The following is a 24,675-nucleotide window of genomic DNA, read 5'->3' on the forward strand; positions in this document are numbered from 1 at the left end:
ATAGCCTTCATAGAAGAAATCCAATGCCCATCAATGATATACTATTTAACTGAGAAATGAATACAGGAGGAACACAATGTCAGTTTCTTACCAAGCAATCATTGAAAAGATGATCAAAGAATTGCAATCCATTGATGCGAATACATCAACAGATCAACTGAAAGCAAAAATGTATTCTGTTCAATCAATGGCAACGTTAATTACAAGGTCAGATCGTTCAACTAACGAGGCGCAAGGCAAGTTCAGCATGCCTGTATCTGATCAACCCCAAAACTTCTCGATTGAAGAAGCCGAGGCCAAAGTGATGGGAATTTCGCCAAAAGTTCAAAACAAGCAGCATGATCTGGAGCAAGGGAAAAGACTGGATGAAGACGATGCCAACGGAGACTCCATTTTTGACTTTTAACAACATAAAAAGGAGAAATAAATATGAAAGCATTACTGCTAATCGGAGCAATAAATGGCTTTATTGCAGTTGCACTCGGTGCATTCGGAGCGCACGGTTTGGAAGGAAAGCTATCAGAAAGATTAATGGGCACTTGGGAGAAAGCAGTCCAATATCAAATGTTTCATACGATTGCGATTTTCGCAACAGGCATTTTGGCATTGAAAACAGGACTCGGAAATTATATGACTGCAGGTTGGTTCTTTTTCGCCGGAATCATTATTTTTTCTGGAAGCCTATATTTATATAGTCTGACTGAAACGAAGACATTCGCGATGGTTACACCAATCGGTGGCGTTGCGTTCTTGATAGGCTGGATCGTATTGGGCTACGCCATCATGAAGATGGTTTAGTAATCTGGGAGGATTAAGAGATGAAAAAAAAGATACTGCTCATTACACTAATTTTATGGATGATTCCGTTTGCATCTTATGCAATGGAAGAAAACGAATATCGAATCGACGTCGAAAATCATTTTCGTGAAGTCGGAAGCGAATATGAATTAATCGATTTGCATTTTGTTTTATATACAATGGACGCAGCCTTTACAGATAAAGAAAATATCCGAAACGAATGGACGAATCAAATTGATGACCAGATTGCCACTGAATTACATGATTTCTTTAGTCGCGATGAACTAACAGGATCAGACTACAATCAACAAGTTCTAGACTATTTAGAACAAAACTTTGAGATTGAAGAGCCAGACGATGGTGGATTCTTCACTGCAATCGGCAATTTCTTTAAGAGCATCTTTAATTTCTTCGCAAGTCTATTCTAAAAGCGGTTCTGTTTGTAACAGTTACGAAATATGGCACAATAGAAGTTGACTACTTATCATAGAACAGATGTCGAGGAGGTCCATGGTGATGAAATCATTTGATCAAAATAAAAAAACAACGGGAAAGAAGAGTAATCAATTTACCATCATGAAAGATGATCCGATTGATGGTCATCCCGGTTTCTCTGGTGGAGGTGCCATCAGTTTAGAGAATATGTCGCCATTAATCGTCGATCCGAATGAGAATCGGGTTTGGGTAGACATGGGTGCCATGCATGCTCGAAGTGAAGTGGAAAAACGAATTCGATTTGTTACGGATAAAGATGAAGTGCCAAATGGTAAACCGTATTGGATTGTATGGACGACGGTTGAACGAAGCGAGGCGGGGCCGTTCTACTATGGAATTGCCGCTAGTTTCTTGGAAGTCGACCGGGAAGCTCGCCGTGGCTATAAAATCCTTGCCGAGCATGTCAACCGCATGGACAAGTCGCTAAAAGGTAGAGTTGTCATTGACCACATGGATGACCATTCGAAAAAATTATTAAAAGACTTTTTGATTGAATTTAACCCACAGTACTGGGAAAATGCAGAAGATGAATTGAAAGCGGCATTTGATTAATTTTGAATGAATTGTGAACAATATCTTTTCTGATTGTACTTTTGTAAAATCCTCGTTACAATAAGATTAAACATGGGTCTTTTACATGTTTATTAGGACAAAAAAGCGGGATTGGTCACTAGACGAGTGATCAGTCCCGTTTTTTTATCTTTTTATTGAATCAAATACATGCAATCGACATGACGCTCCCTTTACTCCGTACACACATTTTTAGGAACCGTTCCTTTAATAAAATACATCAGGCGCGCGCGGTCTTCGCAAGCAGGCCCTTGTAGAAAGCCTGTATTAGGGTCGATATAAGCTCCCGTGACACCATCTGGAACTTCAAAAGGCTGAACCGGTTTGTTTTCATGGATTTTTTCCATATATTCAGCCCAAATTTGCTTCGCCGCAACGAGGTCTTCACGCTTAACGATTTCTTGGTTATCATCATATCCAGTCCAAACCGCAGTCGTATAATGTGGACTATAGCCAATCATCCAGCTGTCATTCGGTGTCGTTCCGGATTTTCCGGCATAATGATGAGTAAGCATTGGTGCAATCGTTGCACCAGTCACCCGACTATAGCTATTTAACCGTTCATCAAATATCCCCGTTAACATGTGGGTAAGCACAAAAGCATAATCCTTATCGAGAACTCTTTCGGTTTGTTCGGCCGCCTGCTCATATAATACTTCGCCATCCTCGCTCGTTATTTTTTTCACGATGTAAGGATCGACCGACAACCCCCCATTCGCCAACAAGCTATAAGCTTCTGTCATGTCCATCACAGACGTGGATCCTGAACCTAACGCCAATGAAGGAACACTTGGCAAATCGTCCTCAATACCAAATGTACGCGCCGCTTCAATTAAATTATCCGATGTTAAAAATTGATTCGTTTTCACTGCATAAATATTATCAGAAATCGCTAAAGCTTGTGCTAACGTGATCGGTCCATTGGCATAGAGGTCACCATAATTGGATGGCTTATACGTCTTGCCGTTTTCTAGTTGAAAAGTCGTTTCAGTACTCTCTAATGTCGTTGCAGGTGTGAAGCCATACAATAGTGCAGCATAATAAAGGATTGGTTTAAAGGTTGAACCAGTCATTCGATTAGCTTGCGTCGCCCGATTATAAGATGATTGTTTATAATCTCTTCCGCCTTGAAGGGCAACGATTTCACCCGCATGGTGATTAATTGTTACTGATCCAACTTGCAGTTCTCCTTCAGGCAAATTTTCTTTAACTGTTGCACTCAAGTGCTCTTGTGCTTGTACGTCCATCGTGGTATAAACATTATAGCCACCGTGTTTCAGCTCCTCGCGACTAATACCCAGTAACTCGGCTGCTTGCTTCATGGCAGTGTCCATGAAATACAATGAATCTTTATTCGTTTCATTCGCGACAGCTGTTACTATTGGTACTTCTCGATCTTTTACTGCATCAAAGGTTTGCTGATCGAGTAAATCGAGTGAGACCATTCTACGTAAAATCCATTGTTGCCGTTCAAGTGAGCGTTCATAGTCGTTGAGTGGTGAATAAATCGCTGGGCCTTTCGGAATGCCAGCTAAAAGAGCGGCTTCATCAGCCTCTAAATCTCGAGCACTTTTATCAAAAAAATATTGGCTTGCTGCTTCGACGCCATATTGCCCGTGGCCAAAATAAATGGTATTTAAATAGCCTTCAAAGATCTCATCTTTGGTTAAAAACATTTCTAAACGCATGGAAGCTAAAGCTTCTTTGAATTTTCGCGTCCATGTTTTTTCATTCGTAAAATAAAGGTTTTTGGCATACTGTTGGGTAATTGTACTAGCACCTTGTCTTTTGTCTTGATGAATGACATTTTGATACAGTGCACCGCCAATCCGCTTAAGATCAAATCCGTGATGATCATAAAAATGTTGATCTTCCGCAGCCGTAAAAGCATTTTTTAAATGCGGAGAAACTTCTTCAATGGCTATATACTCTCGTTGATTGACGAGTGTCTGCGTTTCAAGCAAATTCTCGTCACGGTCGAAAAACTGTGTTTGTTGATGAAGATTCGTATCTGGCGGACCTAATAAATAGGTGAACAATACAATGACAGCAAAGGCGGATAGCATAAAACTGCCGACGATTATAATTGAGAAGAATAGTTTTTTGAACATGTCGATAACCCCTGAAGTTACGTGAATTTTGGCCGATATTATCTTTATTAGTATGGAAAAGTTGGGAAGAATATAAACATCGAGATGAATTTTTTGATAGGAAGGCTGTCTTGCGTTAGACTGAAAAAGGTTTTGCACGTTTTAAAAAGAGACTTCACTTACTAGGCTGATTAAACCAGTTCTCTATAACATAAGCGTTAAATGAAGATACATATAACCGTCACACCGTGAGAGAAAGTGAAAGGGGAATGGCTATGGTAGAACCAATTCGTGTTGATATCGAAGTTAATGCAGAAATAATAGATGAAGACGGAGAAGAATCAATCAAAAAGCAAGAAAAGGGTGAATATATCCACAAAAATGACTTGCATGTGATAAAATATGACGAACAGATGGATGATTTCGGTAAGGTGAAAACGACAATCATCATTCAAAAAGAAAAAATTGTTTTGAAAAGAGAAGGTACACTAAAGCTCCACCAAGTTTTTCGAATTGGCAATAAAACAGAAGCGCTATATACCCATCCTTATGGTAGTTTTCGTTTAGAAACGACAACCCACCGAATGGAATTCTATAAAGGGATGAATCAGCGTTCTGGTCGAGTTTTCGTTGATTATGATGTTGTCATTAATGACCAAGAGCCACGTAGACATACATTGCAGGTGAACTTTCAAGAGGAGGATTAACACGTGAATATAGTCGCTGAAGTAGAACAGCAGTTGAAAAGTGAAATTAAAGCAGCTATTTTAAAAGCGGAATTAGCAAGTGAAGAAGAGATTCCAGAAATTATATTGGAATCACCGAAAGAAAAGGAACACGGTGATTATGCGACCAATATGGCGATGCAGCTAGCGCGGATTGCGAAAAAAGCGCCGCGACAAATTGCGGAAGAGATCGTAGAACAGATTGATACGGGTCAAGCATCGGTGAAAAAAATCGAAATCGCTGGACCAGGCTTCATCAATTTCTTTATGGATCAATCCTTTTTAACAAAAGTCGTTACCGAAATTAACGATGCGAAAAGCCAATACGGAACGACGGATCATGGTAAAGGGAAAAAGGTACAAATTGAATTTGTATCTGCAAACCCGACCGGCACGCTTCACCTAGGCCATGCACGAGGTGCAGCTTACGGTGATGCATTGGCTAACGTTATGGAAAAAGCTGGCTACGAAGTTGATCGTGAATATTATATCAATGATGCAGGAAATCAGATTAATCTATTAGCTAAATCAATTGAGGTCCGTTATTTCCAAGCAGTCGGACATGACGTTGAAATGCCTGAAGATAGTTACCGTGGAAAAGATATTATTGAGCTAGCGAATCATTTATATAAAGAGTATGGGGACCACTTTGTCAACGTGACAGAAGAAGAGCGGTTAGAAGCCTTCCGACAACATGGACTGGATCATCTGCTTGAGCGTATTAAAAAAGACTTGGAAGAGTACCGTGTGCCATTCGATACATGGTTCTCTGAAACATCTTTATATGAAACAGGTGTAATCGGCCTTGTCGTTGACCAGCTACGAGAAAATGGCTATGTCTATGAACAAGATGGCGCCACTTGGTTTAAGAGTACTGATTTCGGCGACGACAAAGACCGAGTATTGATTAAACAAGACGGAACCTATACGTATTTAACACCAGATATTGCATATCATCAAAATAAAATTGATCGCGGATTCGATGAACTCATTAATGTTTGGGGAGCCGATCACCACGGTTACGTTAACCGAATGAAAGCGGCAATCCAAGCATTAGGAAACCCAAAAGATATTTTAGACATTAAAATCGTTCAAATTGTTCACCTTTACCAAGACGGTGAAAAAGTGAAGATGAGTAAGCGAACAGGAAAAGCCGTGACGATGCAAGAATTGATCGACGAAGTGGGCTTGGATGCAACACGCTATTTCTTTATTATGCGTTCCAATGACTCTCACCTTGATTTCGATATGGATTTAGCGACAAGCGAATCCAACGAAAACCCGGTATATTATGTTCAGTATGCACACGCAAGAATTTGCAGCATGCTGAAGCAAGCTGAAGAAAAAGGTGTCGATGTGGAAGCTGATGCAGACGTTTCTCTGCTGACATCTGAAAAAGAAATTGACTTATTGAAGCGGCTAGGAGATTATCCGCAAGTGATCGCGGAGGCAGCCAACAAGAAAATGCCACACCGCATTCCACAATACGTCTTTGAATTAGCCGGTGACTTGCACAGCTTTTATAACGCAGAAAAAGTCATCGACTTAGAGAATACGGAACAAACACACGCACGAATCGCGCTCATTAAAGCGGTTCGCATTGTTATTCAAGATGCGTTGAATTTAATCGGCGTTCACGCACCAGAACAAATGTAAATAGAGTAGCGTAAATTGGCACTGACTTTGGTCGGTGCCTTTTTTGGTGTGCGCGGTAAAGCAATTAACCCTGAAGCTGGGCGGATAAACACTGAAGGATGTTGAAATAACACTGAAGCCTAGGGAATTAACCCTGAAGGATTCGGAAACAACCCTGAAGCTGAGGGAATTAACGCTGAAGGATTCGCCAAAAACGCTGAAGGCAGGAACTCACTGTGCCAGAATGAAAAACGAAAATGAGTAATCGCCATGAAAAAACCCCCTCACTTAAACTTTGAGTAAGGGGCAACAGCGGAAAGATTTGTTAAGACAAGAAAACGAGGAATAGCGAGAAAAGCTTTCTTCTTTTGTTTTAAGGTGACTCAAACTTTATGTTCTCAAGCCGGGAAGGAAAAAACGCCTTCTTCCGTGTTCGAGGAGCGCTCTCAAGAACGGAACAAATGAAATTATGTGTCCTTCCGTGTTCGAAAAATGCACACCTCCCGTAAAATTTTTAGAGCCCGTCAATCACCAGAAAGACAGGGCCTGATGCGCTAGCGCCACCCTAAACAATTGTCTGAAAATAAATAAATCGATTGACTGAATGCTCATTCATTGTATAATAGAGCTAAATAATACTTAATTTGTGAGCATCTCAAAACGGGATGCTCCTTAATTAGACGAAATAATTCAGATTATTCCTTTTTTAAACAACTTTTTTTGTTAAGATAGTGATAAGGAATAATCAATTGTCAGTTCATCATAAGAATATGGGGGGAAAAGAATGGAGACGTTGTTGATCATTAATGCGCTTGCCTTTCTTGCTGTAACGGCCTACGCGATTTTCTTATTCGTACAAATTGTCCGAACAAGAATTGCTTATATTAAGCTCGGTCGAAAAACAGAGTTTGATGAAGGGATTAAACAGCGCCTGAAAGATGCTTGGGTATATGTGTTTGGACAGAAAAAGCTGTTGAAAGATAAAAAATCCGGTGCCATTCACGTTATGTTTTTCTATGGATTTATTTTAGTGCAGTTTGGTGCAATCGATTTCATTTGGGCTGGACTCGTGCCAGGCTCCCATTTACCACTCGGATTTTTATATCCAGGCTTTAAGTTTTTCCAAGAGATCGTAGCATTAGTTATTTTATTTGCGGTCATTTGGGGATTCTACCGTCGTTACATCGAAAAGCTTGTCCGCTTGAAGAAAACATTTGCAGCGGGCCTCGTGTATTACTTTATCGGATCACTAATGTTAACTGTTTTAGCAGGTAACGGAATGGCGATTATTTGGCATGGACATGATTTAACATGGACAGAGCCTGTCGCATCCTCCATCGCTTGGGCATTCGGCTGGATGAGTCCAACCGCTGCAGCAGCTGTGTTCTTCGTCATGTGGTGGATTCACTTGCTCGTGTTGTTGGCCTTCTTAGTGTACGTGCCACAATTCAAGCACGCTCACTTAATTGCAGGTCCAGCAAACGTATTGTTCACGAAAGATAAGAAGCATGGAAAATTGAAAAAAATTGATTTCAACATTGATGAAATGGAAGAATCCGATGAAGAACCAACATTCGGAGCAGGAAAAGTAGAAGATTTAAGCGATCTGCAGCTACTAGATTTATATGCGTGTGTTGAATGTGGCCGTTGTACAAACGTTTGTCCAGCATCCGGCACAGGTAAAATGCTTTCTCCGATGGATTTATTACTAAAAATCCGTGACCACTTGTCTGAAAAAGGGGCTGCAGTGACTGGACGTTCCGCTTGGGTTCCAACGTATGCATTTGCAGGACGCACTGGAAATCAAGTAGCAGATGAACCAAACGGTACGCTAGCTCAACAAGTTATGGAAAAAAATCTAATCGGTGACGTTGTAACAGAAGAAGAGCTTTGGGCTTGTACGACATGCCGTAACTGTGAAGATGCTTGTCCGGTTATGAACCAGCACGTCGATACAATTATCGATCTTCGTCGTTACCTCGTAATGACTGAAGGGAAAATGGACCCTGAAGCACAGCGTGCAATGATGAACATCGAGCGTCAAGGAAACCCTTGGGGACTTTCCAAGAAAGACCGTGAAAATTGGAGAGACCAAGATGATACGCTTAAAGTACCTACAGTTAAAGAATTGAAAAAAGAAGACGAAGAATTTGAATACTTATTCTGGGTTTCTTCCATGGGCTCTTATGACAGCCGTAGTCAGAAGATCGCATTAGCGTTCGCTCGCTTGATGAACAAAGCAGGCATTAAGTTCGCGATTCTTGGAAACAAAGAGCGTAACTCTGGTGATACAGCTCGTCGTTTAGGAAACGAATTCTTGTTCCAAGAGCTTGCGGAGAAGAATATTAAAGAATTCGAGAAAAACGATATTAAGAAAATCGTTACAATCGACCCACACGCTTATAATATCTTTAAAAACGAATATCCTGATTTTGGTCTAGAAGCGGAAATATTCCACCATACAGAGCTTCTGGCCGAGTGGATTCAAGAAGGTCGCTTGAAGCCACAAAAAGCAATTCATGAGAAAATTACGTACCACGATTCTTGTTACCTTGGACGTTACAACGACATTTACAACCCGCCGCGTTACATCTTGGAGCACGTACCTGGCGTTGAAGTCGTTGAAATGGAACGTAGTAAGGAAAACGGAATGTGCTGTGGAGCTGGTGGCGGTTTGATGTGGATGGAAGAAACGACAGGAAACCGCATCAACGTGGCTCGTACAGAACAAGCTTTACGTACAGAAGCAACGACGATCTCCAGTGCTTGTCCATTCTGTCTAACGATGATCAGTGATGGAACAAAAGCAAAAGAAGTCGATGAAACCGTTCAAACACGAGACGTTGCTGAAGTATTGGAAGAATCAATCTTTGGAGTTCCAGAGAAAGAAGATCAACCAGCGTAATAGTTTTGAAAAATATAATTCCCTAGAAAGATGCGAAAGACTATCTTTCTAGGGAATTTTGTTGTTGCAGCATGCCATTTGATTGTAAATACTTCTGAATCGGTATGCTTGTATAAAAAAATAGACCCGTGATTGTGCCTCCGAAAATCCACCCAACCACTCGCAAGTAGATCAACATAGCATCATAGCCATCGATGCCGTACGTTTGAAGTAGCCACATTTTTAAATATCCCAAAGTAACTCCCCGGATAACGAAAAGAAATTGAATCCATTGAAACCATTTGAATATAGTCGGTTGGTTAAAAAGTCTTTTGCTATCAGCCGGGTCAAACCCTTGTAAGGAAACAAAATCGACAGCAAAGTATAGCGCTAATGGCTTTCGAATCAATAAAAAGATTGCATGAAATCCGGCTATTGCAAAACCGAAATAAACTTGATACCAAAGCATTTTTTCCGCAGATCCTGCAAGCAAGTCAAGCGAAGTACCAATCAATAATGTGGTAATGATGAAAATCCCGGTAATATTCACCCGTCGTTCATGCCAAAATCGATAAAGCGTATAGATGAATCCAGGAACCGTTGATAGTAGCATCGCTGGATAATCACCGATGAGCTCCCTGCCTTGATTCCAAATGAGTAACGGTAGGCCAACATAAAATATTAAATCCAACAAAGCTATCTTTCTATTCATTATTTCGACTCTCCCGATAGATTATGGTGGCTCTTTCCATGAGTGAAATCACTTCTTCGTTCAGTCGCTTGAAAGCAAATTGTTATATTGTACCTCTGTAAATATTCTGCGTTTTTAGATGAGCTCGTGATTTGACTGTGAAATTCTCTCAATATTCTCGTGAGCGTTCTTTTAGGTCTCGAACACTATTTAATAGTATCTATACGTATTTTAATTGTCCATAAAAGAAGTAGTTAGATATATTTATACCATTTTATATTTCTCCGAAGAATCATGAAGAGGCTGGGACAAAATCTTTAAAGTTGACTCAGATACGAACATTCTAATTTAGTAATGCGGAAAAAAACTCGCTTCGGAAATATACTCCGCTTTTACCCACAGGGCATAAGGCGACATCTGCGATAAATCGCAGTGTCTTCTATATCGCTGGCAGCTGTTGAGCCTCCTCGTGCTTCGCACTGCGGGGTCTCACCTAGGCTTTTGCTCCCGCAGAAGTCTTCGTATATTTCCTACGCTAAAATTAGATTGTCATTCGTGTTTCTGAGTTTATAATTTAGATTTGTCCCAGCTCCCCATGGCTATTTCCTGAATTATGACTAAGTTACTCATATGTTTATTATTGAATTTTAAATTTGAAAACAATCCGTGTAATAGGCTACCGGTGTAATTATCATTTAATCTAGTAAATAGGATAAGGTAAGTCATCTCTATAAAGATAACCCGAATAAATATGAAAGTTTCCTGATAGTCCTAGTCCTAAATAAGGTAGATATCCTCGGTAATACCTTTGGTAAGCAGTTGTTCCATAAAACTCATAATCACCTTTTTTTGTAACCTCTTGGAACATCCGCTCTATTCTGTCAGGTGCGTAGGCAGAAGCTGTAGTTGAAATGAAGAGCATTGACAGAACCATAAATATTGATATTATTATTACTTTATTATTCTTAAAGTTTTTAACCTCCTTTCTTTTTATTTTCCCAATTATACTATAAATGGTTTATATTATAAATAAATTTTTAAAAATTATTTGAAAATTATAAAAATATTTTTATAGATAATTATCGAGTTTTCTGAACGAGTATATTATCAACCGAAACATCATAAGAAATTTAAAAGTTACTGGAAGAAAAAAGTGTTAAGTTTGTGTTAGTAAAGAAGTAACTTTAAGGGAAAGGAAATAAATTATCAGTTACTAATCTCGTTTCAATATAATGCAACTAAAATAAACCAGTAAACAACTGGAAACAAATAAAGTTACGATTCCCATAGTAGTATTAATTAAGCTTTGATCTAATAAGGTTGCCATTGTACCATTTGAAACTTTAAACAGATCCAAGTATATAAAAGGTGATAAAAATGCCCACTTTGATAGGTATTCAATGCTAATAAAATGTCCACTAACTAGTACTAAAACTGTAAAAACCATCACAGCAAAGGTGTTTTTGATAAAGGTTGATATGAAACCAGATAAAGTAATAACCAAAATGGTTAACATGAAAAGAAGACCTATACATTTCAATAAATAGTTGCCTAATGGTGTGAAGTGAAATCCATAATTTTCATAATCTGTTATAGTGCCCGTATAACCTACTGAAGACGTTGAACTTAAACTATCATAGTGTAGTATAGGAAAGTTCCAATCCCCGAATCGATCAGTAATCGTACCTAGAAAAAGGAGTAAAACCATTAACCCAATATAACTTACGATGAAAATCAAGGAAGAGGACAAAATTTTTCCTAAAAAAATAGTTGTTTTAGAGATTGGTTGCGTTTGAAGAAAATGAATTGTATTTTTCTTACCTCTTTCAGCGGCATATCCACCACCTAATAGAAACAAAAACAAACCAAGCGGTATTAGATAAAGATAGTATTCATAGAAGTGATAAAGGGTATATAAGCCACTTGAATTAACCTTATGATTTCTTTCCTCCCAAGCATCACGATTGATTTCCCCCTGAGGATTATCTCCCCAGTCATCGTGGACTGTAGGCCTAAATTCACCAGGAAAAATAGGTTGAATATTATTTTTAATAGACCATTCCTTTTCTTCGACACTTACTTCATACTGGAATTGATGATCGAAATTATGTTCTATATAATGTAAAGACTCATCAAAATCGCCGTTTACCAACTTTATTGTAAATAGTTGTAGTTCGTGAAATGCTTCCCAGTTACCTAGTTCATATTCCTTAACTCCTTTTTCGATTTTTTCTACACGTTCTTTATATAAATTAATAACTTGGGTTGTTCCGTCAATGTATTTTTTAATATATTCACGTTCACTTTTATCGTTGGTTTTCTCATACCTATCCTCGTATTCAAATAATTTTTTTTCATACATAGGGATCATTTCTTCTTGGATAGCAACCGCTTCATCGTTTAATTGTTTAAAGTATTCAGTCTCTATTTTATCTGCTTCTTGATTAAGAAAAAAATAACCTATAACAATTAACAAAAAAAGAATGGATATTACTTGCAGAAAATAACCTTTTCGAAACAGTTTCCTTAATTCAAATATAACCGTATTTATAAGTGCTCCTCTTTTTGAATTTGTATCACCTGAATTAAAGACCGATTTTTGATACTGGGCGTTTAAAAGGTCTGCTTGTCTTTCTGGGATGTAAAGCGTTATTAGTACTATTAATATAGCCCATAAAACTGCAAATAATGGATAATACCAGATATCTCGATTTTCGATGATAATATCTCCGAGTTGATAATGATGAAACAAATTCATGGGAGCTGAAAAATCTGTAATCGTAGTTAGATAATGGCCAATTAGTAAAACGAAAAAAGTTGCTATTAAACTACTAAACGATTTCTTGAAAACCATACTAATCAGTAATAATAGGCTAAATGATATAATTCCAGCTCCAAAGAACAATAGTGTTTTAAATAAAAAATATGTTAACGAAGAAATAATCCTAATTTTGTTTTCAGAGAATATGATTTGAGGATAGTTTAAAAGTAAATGGTGATCATTTAGTATAATAGGCAATAACATTCCGATAAACACAACCACAACTACATAAAGAAACAACATACTTATTAATGTAAAATATTTAGACAGTATAATGCTGGATTTTTTAATTGGTTGAGTTTTCAATGTAAACCACGTTTGTTGTTCCCTTTCAATGGATAATATATTCCCGAAAATAAGCAATAACAGGATGATTCCAAGAACACCAAATAATAAATCTCCTGTCTCTAACATAAATAAATGTGGTGAGATGGGATAGTCCTCATCTTCAATAGATAAATTATGATCAATCATCCAGGTATTTTTTAGGATTACATATTCTAGATTAAGTCCAGTTAAAGCTTCAAACTCACCATCTTTATTCAAGTAATTTTGCAAGCTTTTTAGAAATTCATGCTCTAGCTGAGGGAGGTTATGTAACTCTTCTGAATAAATGGCACTTCTCCAATGTTGAAGGGCAGCCTTCATATCTTTAATATATACAGATTGTTGTTTTTCTAACTCATTTAACTGGTTATTTACTCTTTTTTCATCTAATTCCCTTTCAATTTCAGTTACGTTGGCCTTTAACGGTTCAGTTGACTCGTATAAACGATCTATAAAACTATCTTGGTGTAATGTATTTTGGTAATATTGGAAACTCATAAATAAAATCAAAATAAGTAGTAACCAAAATATCTTTTTCTGTCTCCAAATCTTTTTGATCTCAAATTTTAGCAGGTTCATCATTAAACATCCTTTTGTTCAAAAACCATTTGATAACGATCTTCAGAGCCCGTAACTTTCTTGTTCAAATCGAGTACTTTTATCTTGTTATCTAATAATGATTGCAAAACATTTTGGAGAGTATCCCCATGCATAAATACAGCTATTTGGTTATTTCCCATATGTTTAACCCCCACATTATGATTTTCTAAATACTTTTCAGCTGCCCGTGGGTCATTAACAGTTATTTCATAAAGTGTTCTTTGATTAAGAGATAAATCCTCAGCAATTAGATGGCCTTCTTTCAAGAACAAAATATGTGATGTTAAACGATCCACTTCAGAAAGGTTATGAGAAGATAGCAAAATTGTTTTACCTTCATTATAGAGTTCCCAAAGAATGTTCCGTATTCTAATAGCACTAGATGGATCTAAACCGTTTAATGGTTCATCTAAGATAAGCAATTTTGGATCATTTAATATAGCCATTGTCAATAATAAGTGTTGTTTCATCCCTAAAGAATACTTACTAACTTTTTTAAAGAGATAGCCTTCCATACCTATACGTTCAGCTGCCAAAAATATTTGTTGCTTTGATAACCCCTGAATATCTCCGATGAATTGTAAGTGATCATAGCCTGTCAAATAATCATAAAGGACTGAATTATCTTGCATATATGAAGTCTCTTTAAATATTTCGGGTTTTTTATTACTTAAATTCATTATCTTAATCACACCTGAATCAGCATTCACTAGGTCAGTAATTATATTAAGAAGAGTGGTTTTACCTGACCCATTTGGTCCTACTAGAGCGACCATTTTTGGCTCTTCAATAGCAAAAGAAAGATTTTTTAATATTTTTTCCTTTCCGTAGGACTTATGAACGTTCTGTACATCTAAAATCACTGTTTTAACCTCATTTCTAAATAATGTTCAATATAACATTAATTTCATAGTATATTACTTCTATAAATAATTGATATTTCCTTTTTTCTTTTAAAACTTTTGGTTGTTTTTTGAAGAGTAGCTATTAATGCCCAAAAAGGGTGTAAAAAAAGTATATCTACTTAATTCCTTCACAAAAATTCCAAATTGAGCGAGCGTTCAGTCGAAAGTATGTTATAATGGATGATAACGTTTACAAGATAAAATATTCAGTCAACATATTTGAAATGAGAAACCAAAAAGGGGAGGAATTTTCATGACAAAAACAGTTATTGTAGCTGGCGCTCGTACGCCATTCGGTAAGTTTGGCGGGGCTCTTGCACCGTTAACAGCGGCACAGCTTGGTGGAATCGCCATTAAAGAAGCGGTCAAGCGTGCAGAAATCGAAGGAAAAGATGTGCAAGAAGTCATTATCGGAAACGTCTTACAAGGTGGGCAAGGACAGCTTCCATCCAGACAGGCTATGCGCGAAGCAGGAATTCCTTGGGAAACGAAAACGGAGACAATTAATAAAGTATGTGCATCAGGTCTTCGCAGTGTGACCCTCGGCGATCTGTTAATTCGTTCAGGCGAAGAAGAAGTCATCGTTGCTGGTGGGATGGAATCGATGAGCAATGCACCGTATGTTTTGCCAGACGCTCGTTGGGGGCTGCGTATGGGCGACAAGAAAGTTGTCGACAGTATGGTCCATGATGGACTTACTTGCTCATTTGAAAACGTGCATATGGGAACTTACGGTAACCGTACGGCGGAAAAATTCAAATTAACTCGTGAAGCACAAGACGAATGGTCTGCGAAAAGTCATGAGCGTGCGCTTAAAGCAATTGAAGAGGGCAAACTCGCTGAAGAAATCGTACCTGTTGAAGTACCTCAGCGGAAAAAAGATCCGATTACAGTCGATACGGACGAAGCACCTCGTGAAACTTCTAAAGAAGCATTAGCTAAATTGCGCCCTGCTTTTGACAAAGACGGAACGATTACAGCCGGAAACGCACCAGGCGTGAACGACGGTGCAGCGGCGATGGTGTTAATGTCTGACAAAAAAGCTGAAGAGCGTGGAAAAACACCACTTGCGACAGTTCTTGGAAATGCAGAATTAGCTGTTGAAGCAGATCGCTTCCCAGAAACGCCAGGACTTGTCATTAATAAGCTGCTAGAAAAAACAGGCTATAAAATTGATGATATTGATTTATTCGAAGTCAATGAAGCATTTGCAGCGGTCAGCTTAGCTAGTGGTGAAATCGCAGATCTTAACCCAGAAAAAGTAAACGTAAATGGCGGAGCAGTTGCGCTTGGTCACCCGATCGGTGCGAGTGGTGCACGAATTATTTTGACTTTGGCTTATGAATTAAAACGCCGTGGTGGCGGACTTGGCATCGCAGCAATTTGTTCAGGTGGTGGCCAAGGTGACGCAATTTTAATCGAAGTACCAAAACAATAAACGAAACTTTTCACGATAGGAGGTTATATAGTTGGCAGTCGAAAAAGTAATGGTCATCGGGGCCGGACAAATGGGTGCAGGGATTGCCCAAGTATTCGCCCAGTCTGGCTTCCAGGTGAAACTAAACGACATTGCAGAAGAAAGTTTACAAAAAGGTCTTGCAACAATTGAAAAGCATCTTTCAAGAAATGTGGAAAAAGGTCGCATGGACGAAGCGGATAAGACGAACACGTTGAACAATCTCGAAACGACAACCTCGTTGAATGAGGCAAATGATTGTGATTTAGTCATTGAGGCAGTCGTTGAGAATATGGACGTCAAAACGAAAGTCTTTCAACAGCTCGATCAAATTACACCGAAACACGCGATTTTAGCATCCAATACATCGTCACTTCCGATTACGGACATTGCGGCCGTTACAGAACGTCCTGAGCAAGTGATTGGTATGCACTTCATGAATCCTGTACCGGTTATGAAGCTTGTTGAAGTGATTCGAGCGATACAAACGTCTGATGAAACGTATCAAACAATTGCTGAAACAGCAGAAAAGCTTAATAAGACGGCGGTGGAAGTGAACGATTATCCTGGATTCGCTGCTAACCGAGTGTTAATGCCGATGATCAACGAAGCAGTTTATGCCGTGTTTGAAGGTGTAGCAGAGCCTGAAGCGATTGATGAAGTGATGAAGCTCGGCATGAATCATCCAATGGGTCCTCTACAGTTGGCGGACTTTATCGGGTTGGATACATGTCTTTATATTATGGAAGTCTTGCATGAAGGATTTGGCGACAGCAAATACCGACCATGTCCATTACTGCGTAAGTATGTAAATGCAGGATGGTTAGGGAAGAAATCTGGTCGAGGATTTTACGTTTACGAGTAATCTATGAAACTTTTACTAACAAGAATTTACTAGAAAGGAGGGCGTAGGATGGATTTGCGATTTACAGACGAGCAAGAAATGATGCGCAAAATGGTCCGTGACTTCGCCCAGAAAGAAGTTGCTCCAAAAGTTGAATCGATGGAAAAAGAAGAATTTCCATCAGAGATTATCAAGCGAATGGGAGAACTTGGATTAATGGGAATCCCTGTCAACGAAGAACAAGGCGGAGCAGGTATGGACTACACATCCTATATCATCGCCATTAACGAGTTATCAAAAGTGAGCGCAACACTTGGCGTCATTTTATCCGTTCACACATCTGTCGGAACTTTTCCGATACTAAAGTTCGGAACAAAAGAACAAGTAGATCACTATGTACCGAAACTAGCAAGCGGTGAATATCTCGGCGCTTTTTGTTTAACAGAGCCAGGAGCAGGTAGTGACGCAGGTTCTTTGAAAACAAAAGCAAAAAAAGAAGGCGACCATTATGTGATTAACGGATCGAAAGTGTTTATTACAAACGGTGAATACGCCGATACATTTATTGTTTTTGCAAGTACGAATCCAGACCAAGGCAACAAAGGTGTCACAGCTTTTATTGTTGAAAAAGATACGCCAGGACTAGAGATTGGAAAATCCGAAAAGAAAATGGGTCTTCATGGCTCTAGTACTGTTTCGTTAAATTTTGACAATATGAAAGTTCCTGCAAGCCAGCGTCTTGGAGAAGAAGGAGAAGGCTTTAAGATTGCCTTAGCTAACTTGAATATCGGTCGTATCGGCATTGCGGCACAAGCGCTCGGTATCGCTGAAGCGGCACTCGAAGCGGCAGCCGACTATGCAAAAGAACGCGAACAATTTGGCAAACCGATTGCTAAAAACCAAGGAATCTCATTTAAGCTTGCAGACATGGCGACAGCTGTCGAAGGAGCAAAACTATTAGTCTATAACGCCGCATCCAAATACCAAGCAGGCATAGATACGAGTAAAGAAGCATCTATGGCGAAAAAATTCGCTTCCACAACAGCCGTCAATACAGCAATCGAAGCGGTTCAAGTGTTCGGAGGTTACGGCTACACAGAAGACTACCCAGTTGAGCGATATTTCCGAGATGCAAAAATCACTCAAATTTACGAAGGAACAAACGAGATACAAAATGTTGTCATTAGTCGGCAGTTGTTGAAGTAGGATGGTGGGGTTGTTTTAGCCGTTTGAGTGTTCATAGCTTTTGAACGATTACAGCGTGACTTTGAACGGTTAAACGTAACCTTTGAACGTTTAGCGCGCATGTTTGAACGGTTAAGTGCAACATTTGAACGTTCAGCGCGCATGTTTGAACGATCAAGTGCAACATTTGAACGAATAGCGCGCATGTTTGAACGGTTAAACGCAATCTTTGAACAGTTAGCCGCAGCCATTGAACGTTCAGCGCGCACACTTAAACAGACACAGCGTCCACTTCAACGATCAGCACCACTTCTTGTCAATCGACGAATTAAAAGCCTTATTAATAAAACACACGAGGAGGACTATATATGAATTTTCAACTAACAGAAGAACAGCAAATGTTACGAAAGATGGTTCGTGACTTTGCAACGAAAGATGTCGAGCCAACAGCAGCGGAACGTGATGAAGAAGAACGTTTCGACAGAGAAATTTTTGATCAAATGGCAGAGCTTGGCCTGACAGGGATTCCTTGGCCTGAAGAATATGGCGGAATCGGCGCAGACTTTGTCAGCTATGCGATTGCCGTTGAGGAGCTTTCCCGGGTGGATGCTTCGATCGGTGTCACATTATCTGCGCATATTTCCTTAGCAAGCTGGCCGATTTATAAATATGGAAATGAAGAACAAAAACAAAACTTTCTTCAGCGTTTAGCGACCGGTGAAGCGCTAGGTGCTTATGCGCTATCTGAGCCAGGTGCAGGAAGTGACGTTGCTTCCATGCGTACGACAGCGAAAAAAGATGGCGATGACTACATCTTAAACGGAAACAAAGTATGGATCACAAACGGTGAAGTAGCTGACTTGTATGTCGTTTTCGCCAAGACAGACCAAGATGCGAAACATAAAGGCATCTCAGCATTTGTTGTAGAAAAAGGAACAGAGGGCTTTTCATTCGGTAAGAAAGAGAAAAAGCTAGGAATTCGTTCATCCCCTACAACTGAATTAATTTTCGAAAATTGCCGTATTCCGAAAGAAAATATGCTCGGTGAAGAAGGCGACGGATTCAAAATTGCAATGACGACACTTGATGGTGGTCGTAACGGAATTGCCGCTCAAGCTGTTGGTATTGCACAAGGTGCGCTTGACGCTGCGACGAATTACGCAAAAGAGCGTGAACAGTTCGGTAAACCAATTGCGAAAAACCAAGGTATTTCTTTCAAACTAGCAGATATGGCGACAGAAGTTGAAGCGTCTCGTCTCTTGACGTACCAAGCCGCTTACAATGAGTCAGAAGGTTTACCATATCAAAAAGAATCCGCGATGGCGAAACTATTTGCTGGTGATACGGCGATGCGTGTAACTGTAGAAGCGGTTCAAGTATTTGGTGGATATGGTTATACGAAAGATTATCCAGTTGAACGGTATATGCGTGATGCGAAAATCACACAGATTTATGAAGGAACACAGGAAATCCAACGTTTAGTCGTTGGACGTATGGTGACAAAATAAGGTTTAGTACAAGGCGGCACGAAAAATGAGTGCCGCTTTACCAAATATTTTCAGAATTTTTGGGATTTAGTAAGTATCTCTGGAAGGAGATCCACATGGAAGAACTCGTAAAAAGAATTCAACACGGGAACCAGCGAGCGCTTGCGCGTGCCATTACGATGATTGAAAACGACCATCCAGAAAAGCTGAAACTAATGGATTTGATTAATCGGAGCGATAAAAAGTCGCATTATATCGGGATTACCGGTTCACCGGGTGCAGGAAAAAGCTCATTGGTCGATCGATTTCTCACATTATTACGCGAAAAAGGCTTCACGGTTGCTGTCATCGCGGTCGATCCGACGAGTCCATTTAGTGGAGGAGCGCTGCTTGGTGACCGAGTCCGAATGACACAACACTTTTCTGATGAAAAGATCTTCATTCGAAGCATGGCGACACGTGGCAGTCTTGGTGGATTGGCGCGTGCAACAAAAGATGCCATCCGTGCTTGTGATGCTTATGGATTCGACTATATTTTAATTGAAACGGTCGGTGTTGGGCAGTCAGAGCTCGATATTATGAAGGTTGCTGACACGACGTCTGTTGTCCTGACTCCGAATAGCGGAGACGTATTACAAGTGTTCAAAGCAGGCATTATGGAAATTGCTGATTTATTTATTTTAAATAAAGCCGATATTCCTGGAGTAAAAAAATTAAAACGTCAGCTTAAGGACCTCATCCATCTTTCCAGCGAAAATCGTGCATTTGAGCCGGAAATTGTTGAAACGAGTGTCGTTGAAAACTTTGGCTTCGATAAATGGTTTGAAGCGATCGAAAATCATCAACGATTTCTCGAAGATACGGATCTTGGAAAGAAAAGACGCGCGAACAAGCTGCGTCATGAAGTTTATGAATTAATCCAGGAAGCTATTTGGAAAGATGTCGAAAGCTTTATTGAAACAGATGAATCAAAGCAGTTGACGCTTCAAAATGAGGATAACTCTTATGCGTTGGCAGAAGCCTGGTATAAAGAGTGGAAAGAGAAAAAGAGAGGGTGAACTGGATGGATCACCGGATCACTTCATCAACGAAAGATGAAGCGCTGGTTAAGAAACGATTAAACCAGTTACAAAAAGGTGCTGTCCAATTATTTAAACAAAAGGGATTTCACCGGGCGACGACCCGGGAAATCGCCAAAGCGGCAGGTTTCAGCATCGGAACATTATATGAATATATTCGGAAAAAAGAAGACGTTTTATTTTTAGTCTGCGATGCCGTACATGATGAAGTCAAGACACGAATGGAAAATGTCATTGATCGAAACTCCACTTCAGAAGAAGCCCTCAGGCAAGCAGTGTTCGCATATTTTCAAATCATGGATGAAATGCAAGATGAAGTATTGATTTTATATCAAGAATTGAAAGCCCTTCCAAAAGAAGAGCAAGAATATGTCATGCAAAAAGAACGTGAAATGGTTGGGATTCTCGAACGAGTGATTAGCAACAGCTATGCCAATGTGTTAGACGAAAAAAATGTGAAGTTGGTCGCCAATAATGTATACGTACAAGGACAAATGTGGGGCTTCCGTAGATGGTTAATCCAAAAAGAATTTACCCTTCAAGAATATATGGAAATGCAGTATCAATTACTGAAAAGTCAGCTGGCTTTTCAAGCAACTTAAAATGAGGGAGGAATCATTCATGCAGCAAACAAAACCATATCATGTAAAGCATGCCGTCCGTTTTGTTACGGCATCGAGTTTATTTGATGGCCATGACGCATCGATTAATATAATGAGAAGAATTTTACAGGCGAGCGGTGCCGAGGTCATTCACTTAGGGCATAACCGTTCGGTTGAAGATGTAGTAAATGCAGCGATTCAAGAAGATGTTCAAGGTATTGCGATCTCTTCCTATCAAGGTGGCCATGTTGAATATTTCAAATACATGGTCGACTTGTTGAAGGAAAAAGGTGCTAGCCACATCCGTGTGTATGGTGGAGGAGGCGGGGTTATTTTACCTCGTGAGATTAAAGAGCTTCATGAATACGGTGTTGCACGAATTTTTTCACCGGACGATGGGCGTGAAGTTGGTCTTCAAGGTATGATCAACAATATGCTTGAGGAATGTGATCACCCAACACCGATGGATATTGATAAAGACGTTGAAGCTGTCAAGAAAGGCGACTATCAAGCAGTTGCGCGTTTAATTAGTCATGTGGAAAATGAAGATGTCGCGAGTGAAGATATCATCAGTAAGCTTTCAACGAAAAATGATAATGTCCCTGTTTTAGGGATTACAGGTACGGGTGGAGCTGGTAAAAGTTCATTGACGGATGAATTAATTCGCCGATTCATTAACGAAGTACCGGATAAAAAGGTCGCGATTTTATCTGTCGACCCAACGAAAAAGAAGACCGGTGGTGCATTGCTTGGAGACCGAATCCGTATGAATGCAATCTTTACGCCGCGTGTTTACATGCGCTCCCTGGCAACGAGAGATTCGAAAAGCGAACTGTCCAAGTCGATTCAAGAAGCAATTCAAGTCGTAAAAGCGGCTGATTTTGACTTCGTTATTATCGAAACAAGTGGTATTGGACAAGGGGATGCCGAAATAACTGAAATCACCGACCTTTCCATGTATGTCATGACAGCGGAATTCGGTGCACCGACTCAGCTTGAAAAAATTGATATGATCGACTTTGCTGACTTTATCGTCATTAATAAATTCGAGCAAAAAGGTTCAGAAGATGCATTCCGTCAAGTTCGCAAGCAGTACGAACGAAGCCGGATGTTATTTCATCAAGACCCTGAAACATTCCCGGTATTCGGAACGATTGCGAGTCAGTTCAATGACCCAGGTACAAATACGTTATTCGCTTCCATCATTGAAACGTTGAATGAACGCTATGATTGGGATGTTGAAGTGCCTTTTGATACGAAAATTAAGATCGTCGAAAAAGAAAATTTAATTATTCCACCAGAACGTCGTCAATATTTGCGAGATATTGTAGACACGGTGCAAAATTATAAAAAAGATGCCGAAAAGCAAAGTGAAGCTGCGCGCAAATTGTATCAACTAAAAGGCGCTAAAGAAGCGATGAACGACGCTGAAGTCAAAGAAATTGATGAGTTGATCGAAACCTATGAAAAACAAATTGACCGTGACAATTTGGAGCAACTCGAAAACTTTGATGAGCTTAAGAAACAATATCAACAAGATCAGTTAACATATAAAGTGCGTGACAAAGAATTCACTGTCGATTTGAACACAGAATCGATCTCTGGTTTGAAGATTCCTAAGGTTTCTCTTCCGAAATACAGCGATTGGGGCGACCGTCTGTATTGGTTGATGACGGAAAACGTACCAGGTTCATTCCCTTATACGGCAGGTGTTTTCCCGTTTAAACGAAAAGGCGAAGATCCTACACGTCAATTTGCTGGAGAAGGTACACCAGAGCGTACGAACCGTCGTTTCCATTACTTATCGAAAAATGAGGAAGCTAAACGACTCAGTACAGCATTTGACTCCGTTACATTATACGGGGAAGACCCAGATGAGCGTCCGGACATTTACGGAAAAGTTGGGGAATCAGGCGTCAATATTTGTACCGTTGAAGATATTAAAAAGTTGTATGACGGGTTTGATTTAACGCACCCGATGACTTCTGTATCCATGACGATTAATGGTCCAGCACCAATTATTTTAGCGTTTTATTTCAACGCGGCAATCGACCAGCAAATCGATAAATTTATAGAAGAGAATGGTCGTGAACCGAACGACGAAGAGCGCGAACAAATTAAGAAAGAAACGATTTCCGTCGTGCGTGGTACTGTTCAAGCGGATATTTTGAAAGAAGACCAAGGACAAAACACGTGTATTTTCTCGACGGAATTTGCTTTGCGCTTAATGGGTGACATTCAGGAATACTTCATCGATAACGAAGTTCGTAACTATTATTCTGTTTCGATTTCTGGTTACCATATCGCTGAAGCGGGATCGAACCCGATCAGTCAGCTGGCATTCACGCTTGCGAACGGCTTTACGTATGTTGAATACTATTTAAGCCGTGGAATGGATATTAATAAATTTGCACCAAACTTATCGTTCTTCTTCTCGAACGGGCTCGACCCAGAGTATACTGTCATCGGACGTGTTGCACGTCGAATCTGGGCGATTGCGATGCGAGAAAAATACGGCGCAAATGACCGAAGTCAAAAGCTGAAATACCATATCCAAACATCCGGCCGTTCGTTACACGCGCAAGAAATTGCTTTTAACGATATCCGGACGACGCTTCAAGCTTTATTGGCCATTCAAGACAATACGAACTCGTTGCATACGAATGCTTATGATGAAGCGATCACGACACCAACGGAGGAATCCGTACGCCGTGCGATGGCGATTCAAATGATCATTAACAAAGAGTTCGGCCTGACGAAAAACGAAAACTCTATTCAAGGTTCCTTCATTGTCGAAGAGCTAACGCAACTAGTGGAGGACGCTGTTTTACAAGAGTTTGAGAGAATCAACGACCGTGGAGGCGTCTTAGGCGCAATGGAACGTCAATACCAGCGCGGAAAAATTCAAGAAGAGTCGCTTTATTACGAAAGCATGAAGCACTCCGGAGAGCTTCCGATCATCGGGGTGAACACGTATCTAAATCCAAATCCTCAATCAGAGGACGAAATTAACTCAATGGAAGTTGCCCGTGCAACGCAAGAAGAAAAAGAACAACAAATCAAGAATCTACGTGACTTCCAAAAAGCGAACGAAGCAGAAGCAAAAGAAGCTTTGGAACGCTTGAAGAAAGTAGCCGCTTCAAACGGAAACATCTTCGAAGAGCTAATGGAAACCGTGAAAGTCGCAAGCCTTGGACAAATCACCCATGCACTATACGAAGTCGGCGGACAATACAGAAGAAATATGTAATCATACAAAACCGAACGAGACGCATCAGTCTCGTTCGGATTTTTTACATTTGTTGAAGGTTCTCGAGTTAATGTTGAAGGATTGCAAATTAATGTTGAAGGAATGCGAATTAATGTTGAAGTTCCGCGGATTAATGTTGAAGATTCGCGGATTAATGTTGAAGGCCAGATGACGTACAATAGTTTGTGTAAAACTCTTGAAGACAAAAAAAGAGGTAGGGTATCCTCAGAG

At 39.8% G+C, this 24,675-nt stretch carries 19 protein-coding genes; 15 read left to right on the forward strand and 4 right to left on the reverse strand.

Annotation, left to right across the window (positions count from 1 at the left end):
* Window positions 1–76 precede the first annotated feature (76 nt).
* From KC820_RS10320 to KC820_RS10335, 4 genes are all read left to right on the forward strand, one after another.
* Window positions 77–406, forward strand: coding sequence for a DUF5327 family protein (locus KC820_RS10320; protein ID WP_212370782.1), 330 nt, complete (start codon window positions 77–79; stop codon window positions 404–406).
* A 23-nt stretch (window positions 407–429) separates the two neighbouring features.
* The gene (locus KC820_RS10325; RefSeq protein ID WP_212370784.1) at window positions 430–798 is read left to right on the forward strand and encodes a DUF423 domain-containing protein; all 369 of its coding nucleotides are present in this window, start codon (window positions 430–432) and stop codon (window positions 796–798) included.
* Between the two features lie 20 nt (window positions 799–818).
* Entirely contained in the window at window positions 819–1,226 is a 408-nt protein-coding gene (locus KC820_RS10330) for a hypothetical protein (RefSeq protein ID WP_212370786.1), read from the forward strand.
* 88 nt (window positions 1,227–1,314) lie between these two features.
* Window positions 1,315–1,845, forward strand: a complete 531-nt coding sequence (locus KC820_RS10335) for a YwhD family protein (protein WP_212370788.1) — start codon at window positions 1,315–1,317, stop codon at window positions 1,843–1,845.
* A gap of 191 nt (window positions 1,846–2,036) precedes the next feature.
* Here KC820_RS10335 and KC820_RS10340 read toward each other — a convergent pair whose 3' ends face one another.
* Entirely contained in the window at window positions 2,037–3,974 is a 1,938-nt protein-coding gene (locus tag KC820_RS10340) for a transglycosylase domain-containing protein (RefSeq protein WP_212370795.1), read from the reverse strand.
* Window positions 3,975–4,228: 254 nt separating this feature from the next.
* Between KC820_RS10340 and KC820_RS10345 the strand changes: the two genes are divergently transcribed.
* The 3 genes from KC820_RS10345 (at window position 4,229) to KC820_RS10355 (ending at window position 9,218) form a co-directional block, all read left to right on the forward strand.
* On the forward strand, window positions 4,229–4,660 hold the full coding sequence (locus KC820_RS10345) for a YwiB family protein (RefSeq protein ID WP_212370797.1): 432 nt from the start codon (window positions 4,229–4,231) through the stop codon (window positions 4,658–4,660).
* Window positions 4,661–4,663: 3 nt separating this feature from the next.
* Window positions 4,664–6,334 (forward strand): arginine--tRNA ligase, encoded by a 1,671-nt coding sequence (argS, locus tag KC820_RS10350; RefSeq protein ID WP_212370798.1) that lies wholly within the window; start codon window positions 4,664–4,666, stop codon window positions 6,332–6,334.
* A 763-nt stretch (window positions 6,335–7,097) separates the two neighbouring features.
* Complete coding sequence (locus tag KC820_RS10355; protein WP_144088933.1) at window positions 7,098–9,218, forward strand: (Fe-S)-binding protein; 2,121 nt, start codon at window positions 7,098–7,100, stop codon at window positions 9,216–9,218.
* A 40-nt stretch (window positions 9,219–9,258) separates the two neighbouring features.
* Here KC820_RS10355 and KC820_RS10360 read toward each other — a convergent pair whose 3' ends face one another.
* The 3 genes from KC820_RS10360 to KC820_RS10370 all read right to left on the reverse strand — a co-directional run bounded on the left by KC820_RS10360 (window position 9,259) and on the right by KC820_RS10370 (window position 14,499).
* Complete coding sequence (locus tag KC820_RS10360; RefSeq protein ID WP_212370801.1) at window positions 9,259–9,909, reverse strand: VC0807 family protein; 651 nt, start codon at window positions 9,907–9,909, stop codon at window positions 9,259–9,261.
* Between the two features lie 1,192 nt (window positions 9,910–11,101).
* A complete protein-coding gene (locus KC820_RS10365) occupies window positions 11,102–13,615 on the reverse strand; it encodes an ABC transporter permease subunit (protein WP_212370803.1) in 2,514 nt (837 codons plus the stop codon).
* 2 nt (window positions 13,616–13,617) lie between these two features.
* Entirely contained in the window at window positions 13,618–14,499 is an 882-nt protein-coding gene (locus KC820_RS10370; RefSeq protein ID WP_144089069.1) for an ABC transporter ATP-binding protein, read from the reverse strand.
* A 295-nt stretch (window positions 14,500–14,794) separates the two neighbouring features.
* Between KC820_RS10370 and KC820_RS10375 the strand changes: the two genes are divergently transcribed.
* The 8 genes from KC820_RS10375 to icmF all read left to right on the forward strand — a co-directional run bounded on the left by KC820_RS10375 (window position 14,795) and on the right by icmF (window position 24,444).
* Window positions 14,795–15,979 carry an acetyl-CoA C-acetyltransferase gene (locus tag KC820_RS10375; RefSeq protein ID WP_212370805.1) on the forward strand — a complete coding sequence of 395 codons (1,185 nt, stop codon included), beginning with the start codon at window positions 14,795–14,797 and terminating at the stop codon, window positions 15,977–15,979.
* Window positions 15,980–16,010: 31 nt separating this feature from the next.
* A complete protein-coding gene (locus tag KC820_RS10380) occupies window positions 16,011–16,862 on the forward strand; it encodes a 3-hydroxybutyryl-CoA dehydrogenase (RefSeq protein ID WP_144089067.1) in 852 nt (283 codons plus the stop codon).
* Between the two features lie 48 nt (window positions 16,863–16,910).
* Window positions 16,911–18,047, forward strand: a complete 1,137-nt coding sequence (locus tag KC820_RS10385; RefSeq protein WP_212370807.1) for an acyl-CoA dehydrogenase — start codon at window positions 16,911–16,913, stop codon at window positions 18,045–18,047.
* 27 nt (window positions 18,048–18,074) lie between these two features.
* Window positions 18,075–18,398: a hypothetical protein gene (locus tag KC820_RS10390; protein ID WP_212370809.1), complete on the forward strand. Its 324-nt coding sequence runs from the start codon at window positions 18,075–18,077 to the stop codon at window positions 18,396–18,398.
* The gene (locus KC820_RS10395) at window positions 18,395–19,534 is read left to right on the forward strand and encodes an acyl-CoA dehydrogenase (RefSeq protein ID WP_212370811.1); all 1,140 of its coding nucleotides are present in this window, start codon (window positions 18,395–18,397) and stop codon (window positions 19,532–19,534) included. The genes KC820_RS10390 and KC820_RS10395 overlap by 4 nt, the downstream gene beginning before the upstream one ends.
* 95 nt (window positions 19,535–19,629) lie before the next feature.
* Window positions 19,630–20,571, forward strand: coding sequence for a methylmalonyl Co-A mutase-associated GTPase MeaB (meaB, locus tag KC820_RS10400; RefSeq protein WP_212370813.1), 942 nt, complete (start codon window positions 19,630–19,632; stop codon window positions 20,569–20,571).
* Window positions 20,572–20,576: 5 nt separating this feature from the next.
* Window positions 20,577–21,194 carry a TetR/AcrR family transcriptional regulator gene (locus KC820_RS10405; protein WP_212370815.1) on the forward strand — a complete coding sequence of 206 codons (618 nt, stop codon included), beginning with the start codon at window positions 20,577–20,579 and terminating at the stop codon, window positions 21,192–21,194.
* Window positions 21,195–21,213: 19 nt separating this feature from the next.
* The gene (gene icmF / locus KC820_RS10410; RefSeq protein ID WP_212370817.1) at window positions 21,214–24,444 is read left to right on the forward strand and encodes a fused isobutyryl-CoA mutase/GTPase IcmF; all 3,231 of its coding nucleotides are present in this window, start codon (window positions 21,214–21,216) and stop codon (window positions 24,442–24,444) included.
* Window positions 24,445–24,675: the final 231 nt, after the last annotated feature.

The organism is Allobacillus saliphilus, assembly GCF_018138385.1.
In the GTDB taxonomy this organism is placed as follows: domain Bacteria; phylum Bacillota; class Bacilli; order Bacillales; family Alkalibacillaceae; genus Allobacillus; species Allobacillus saliphilus.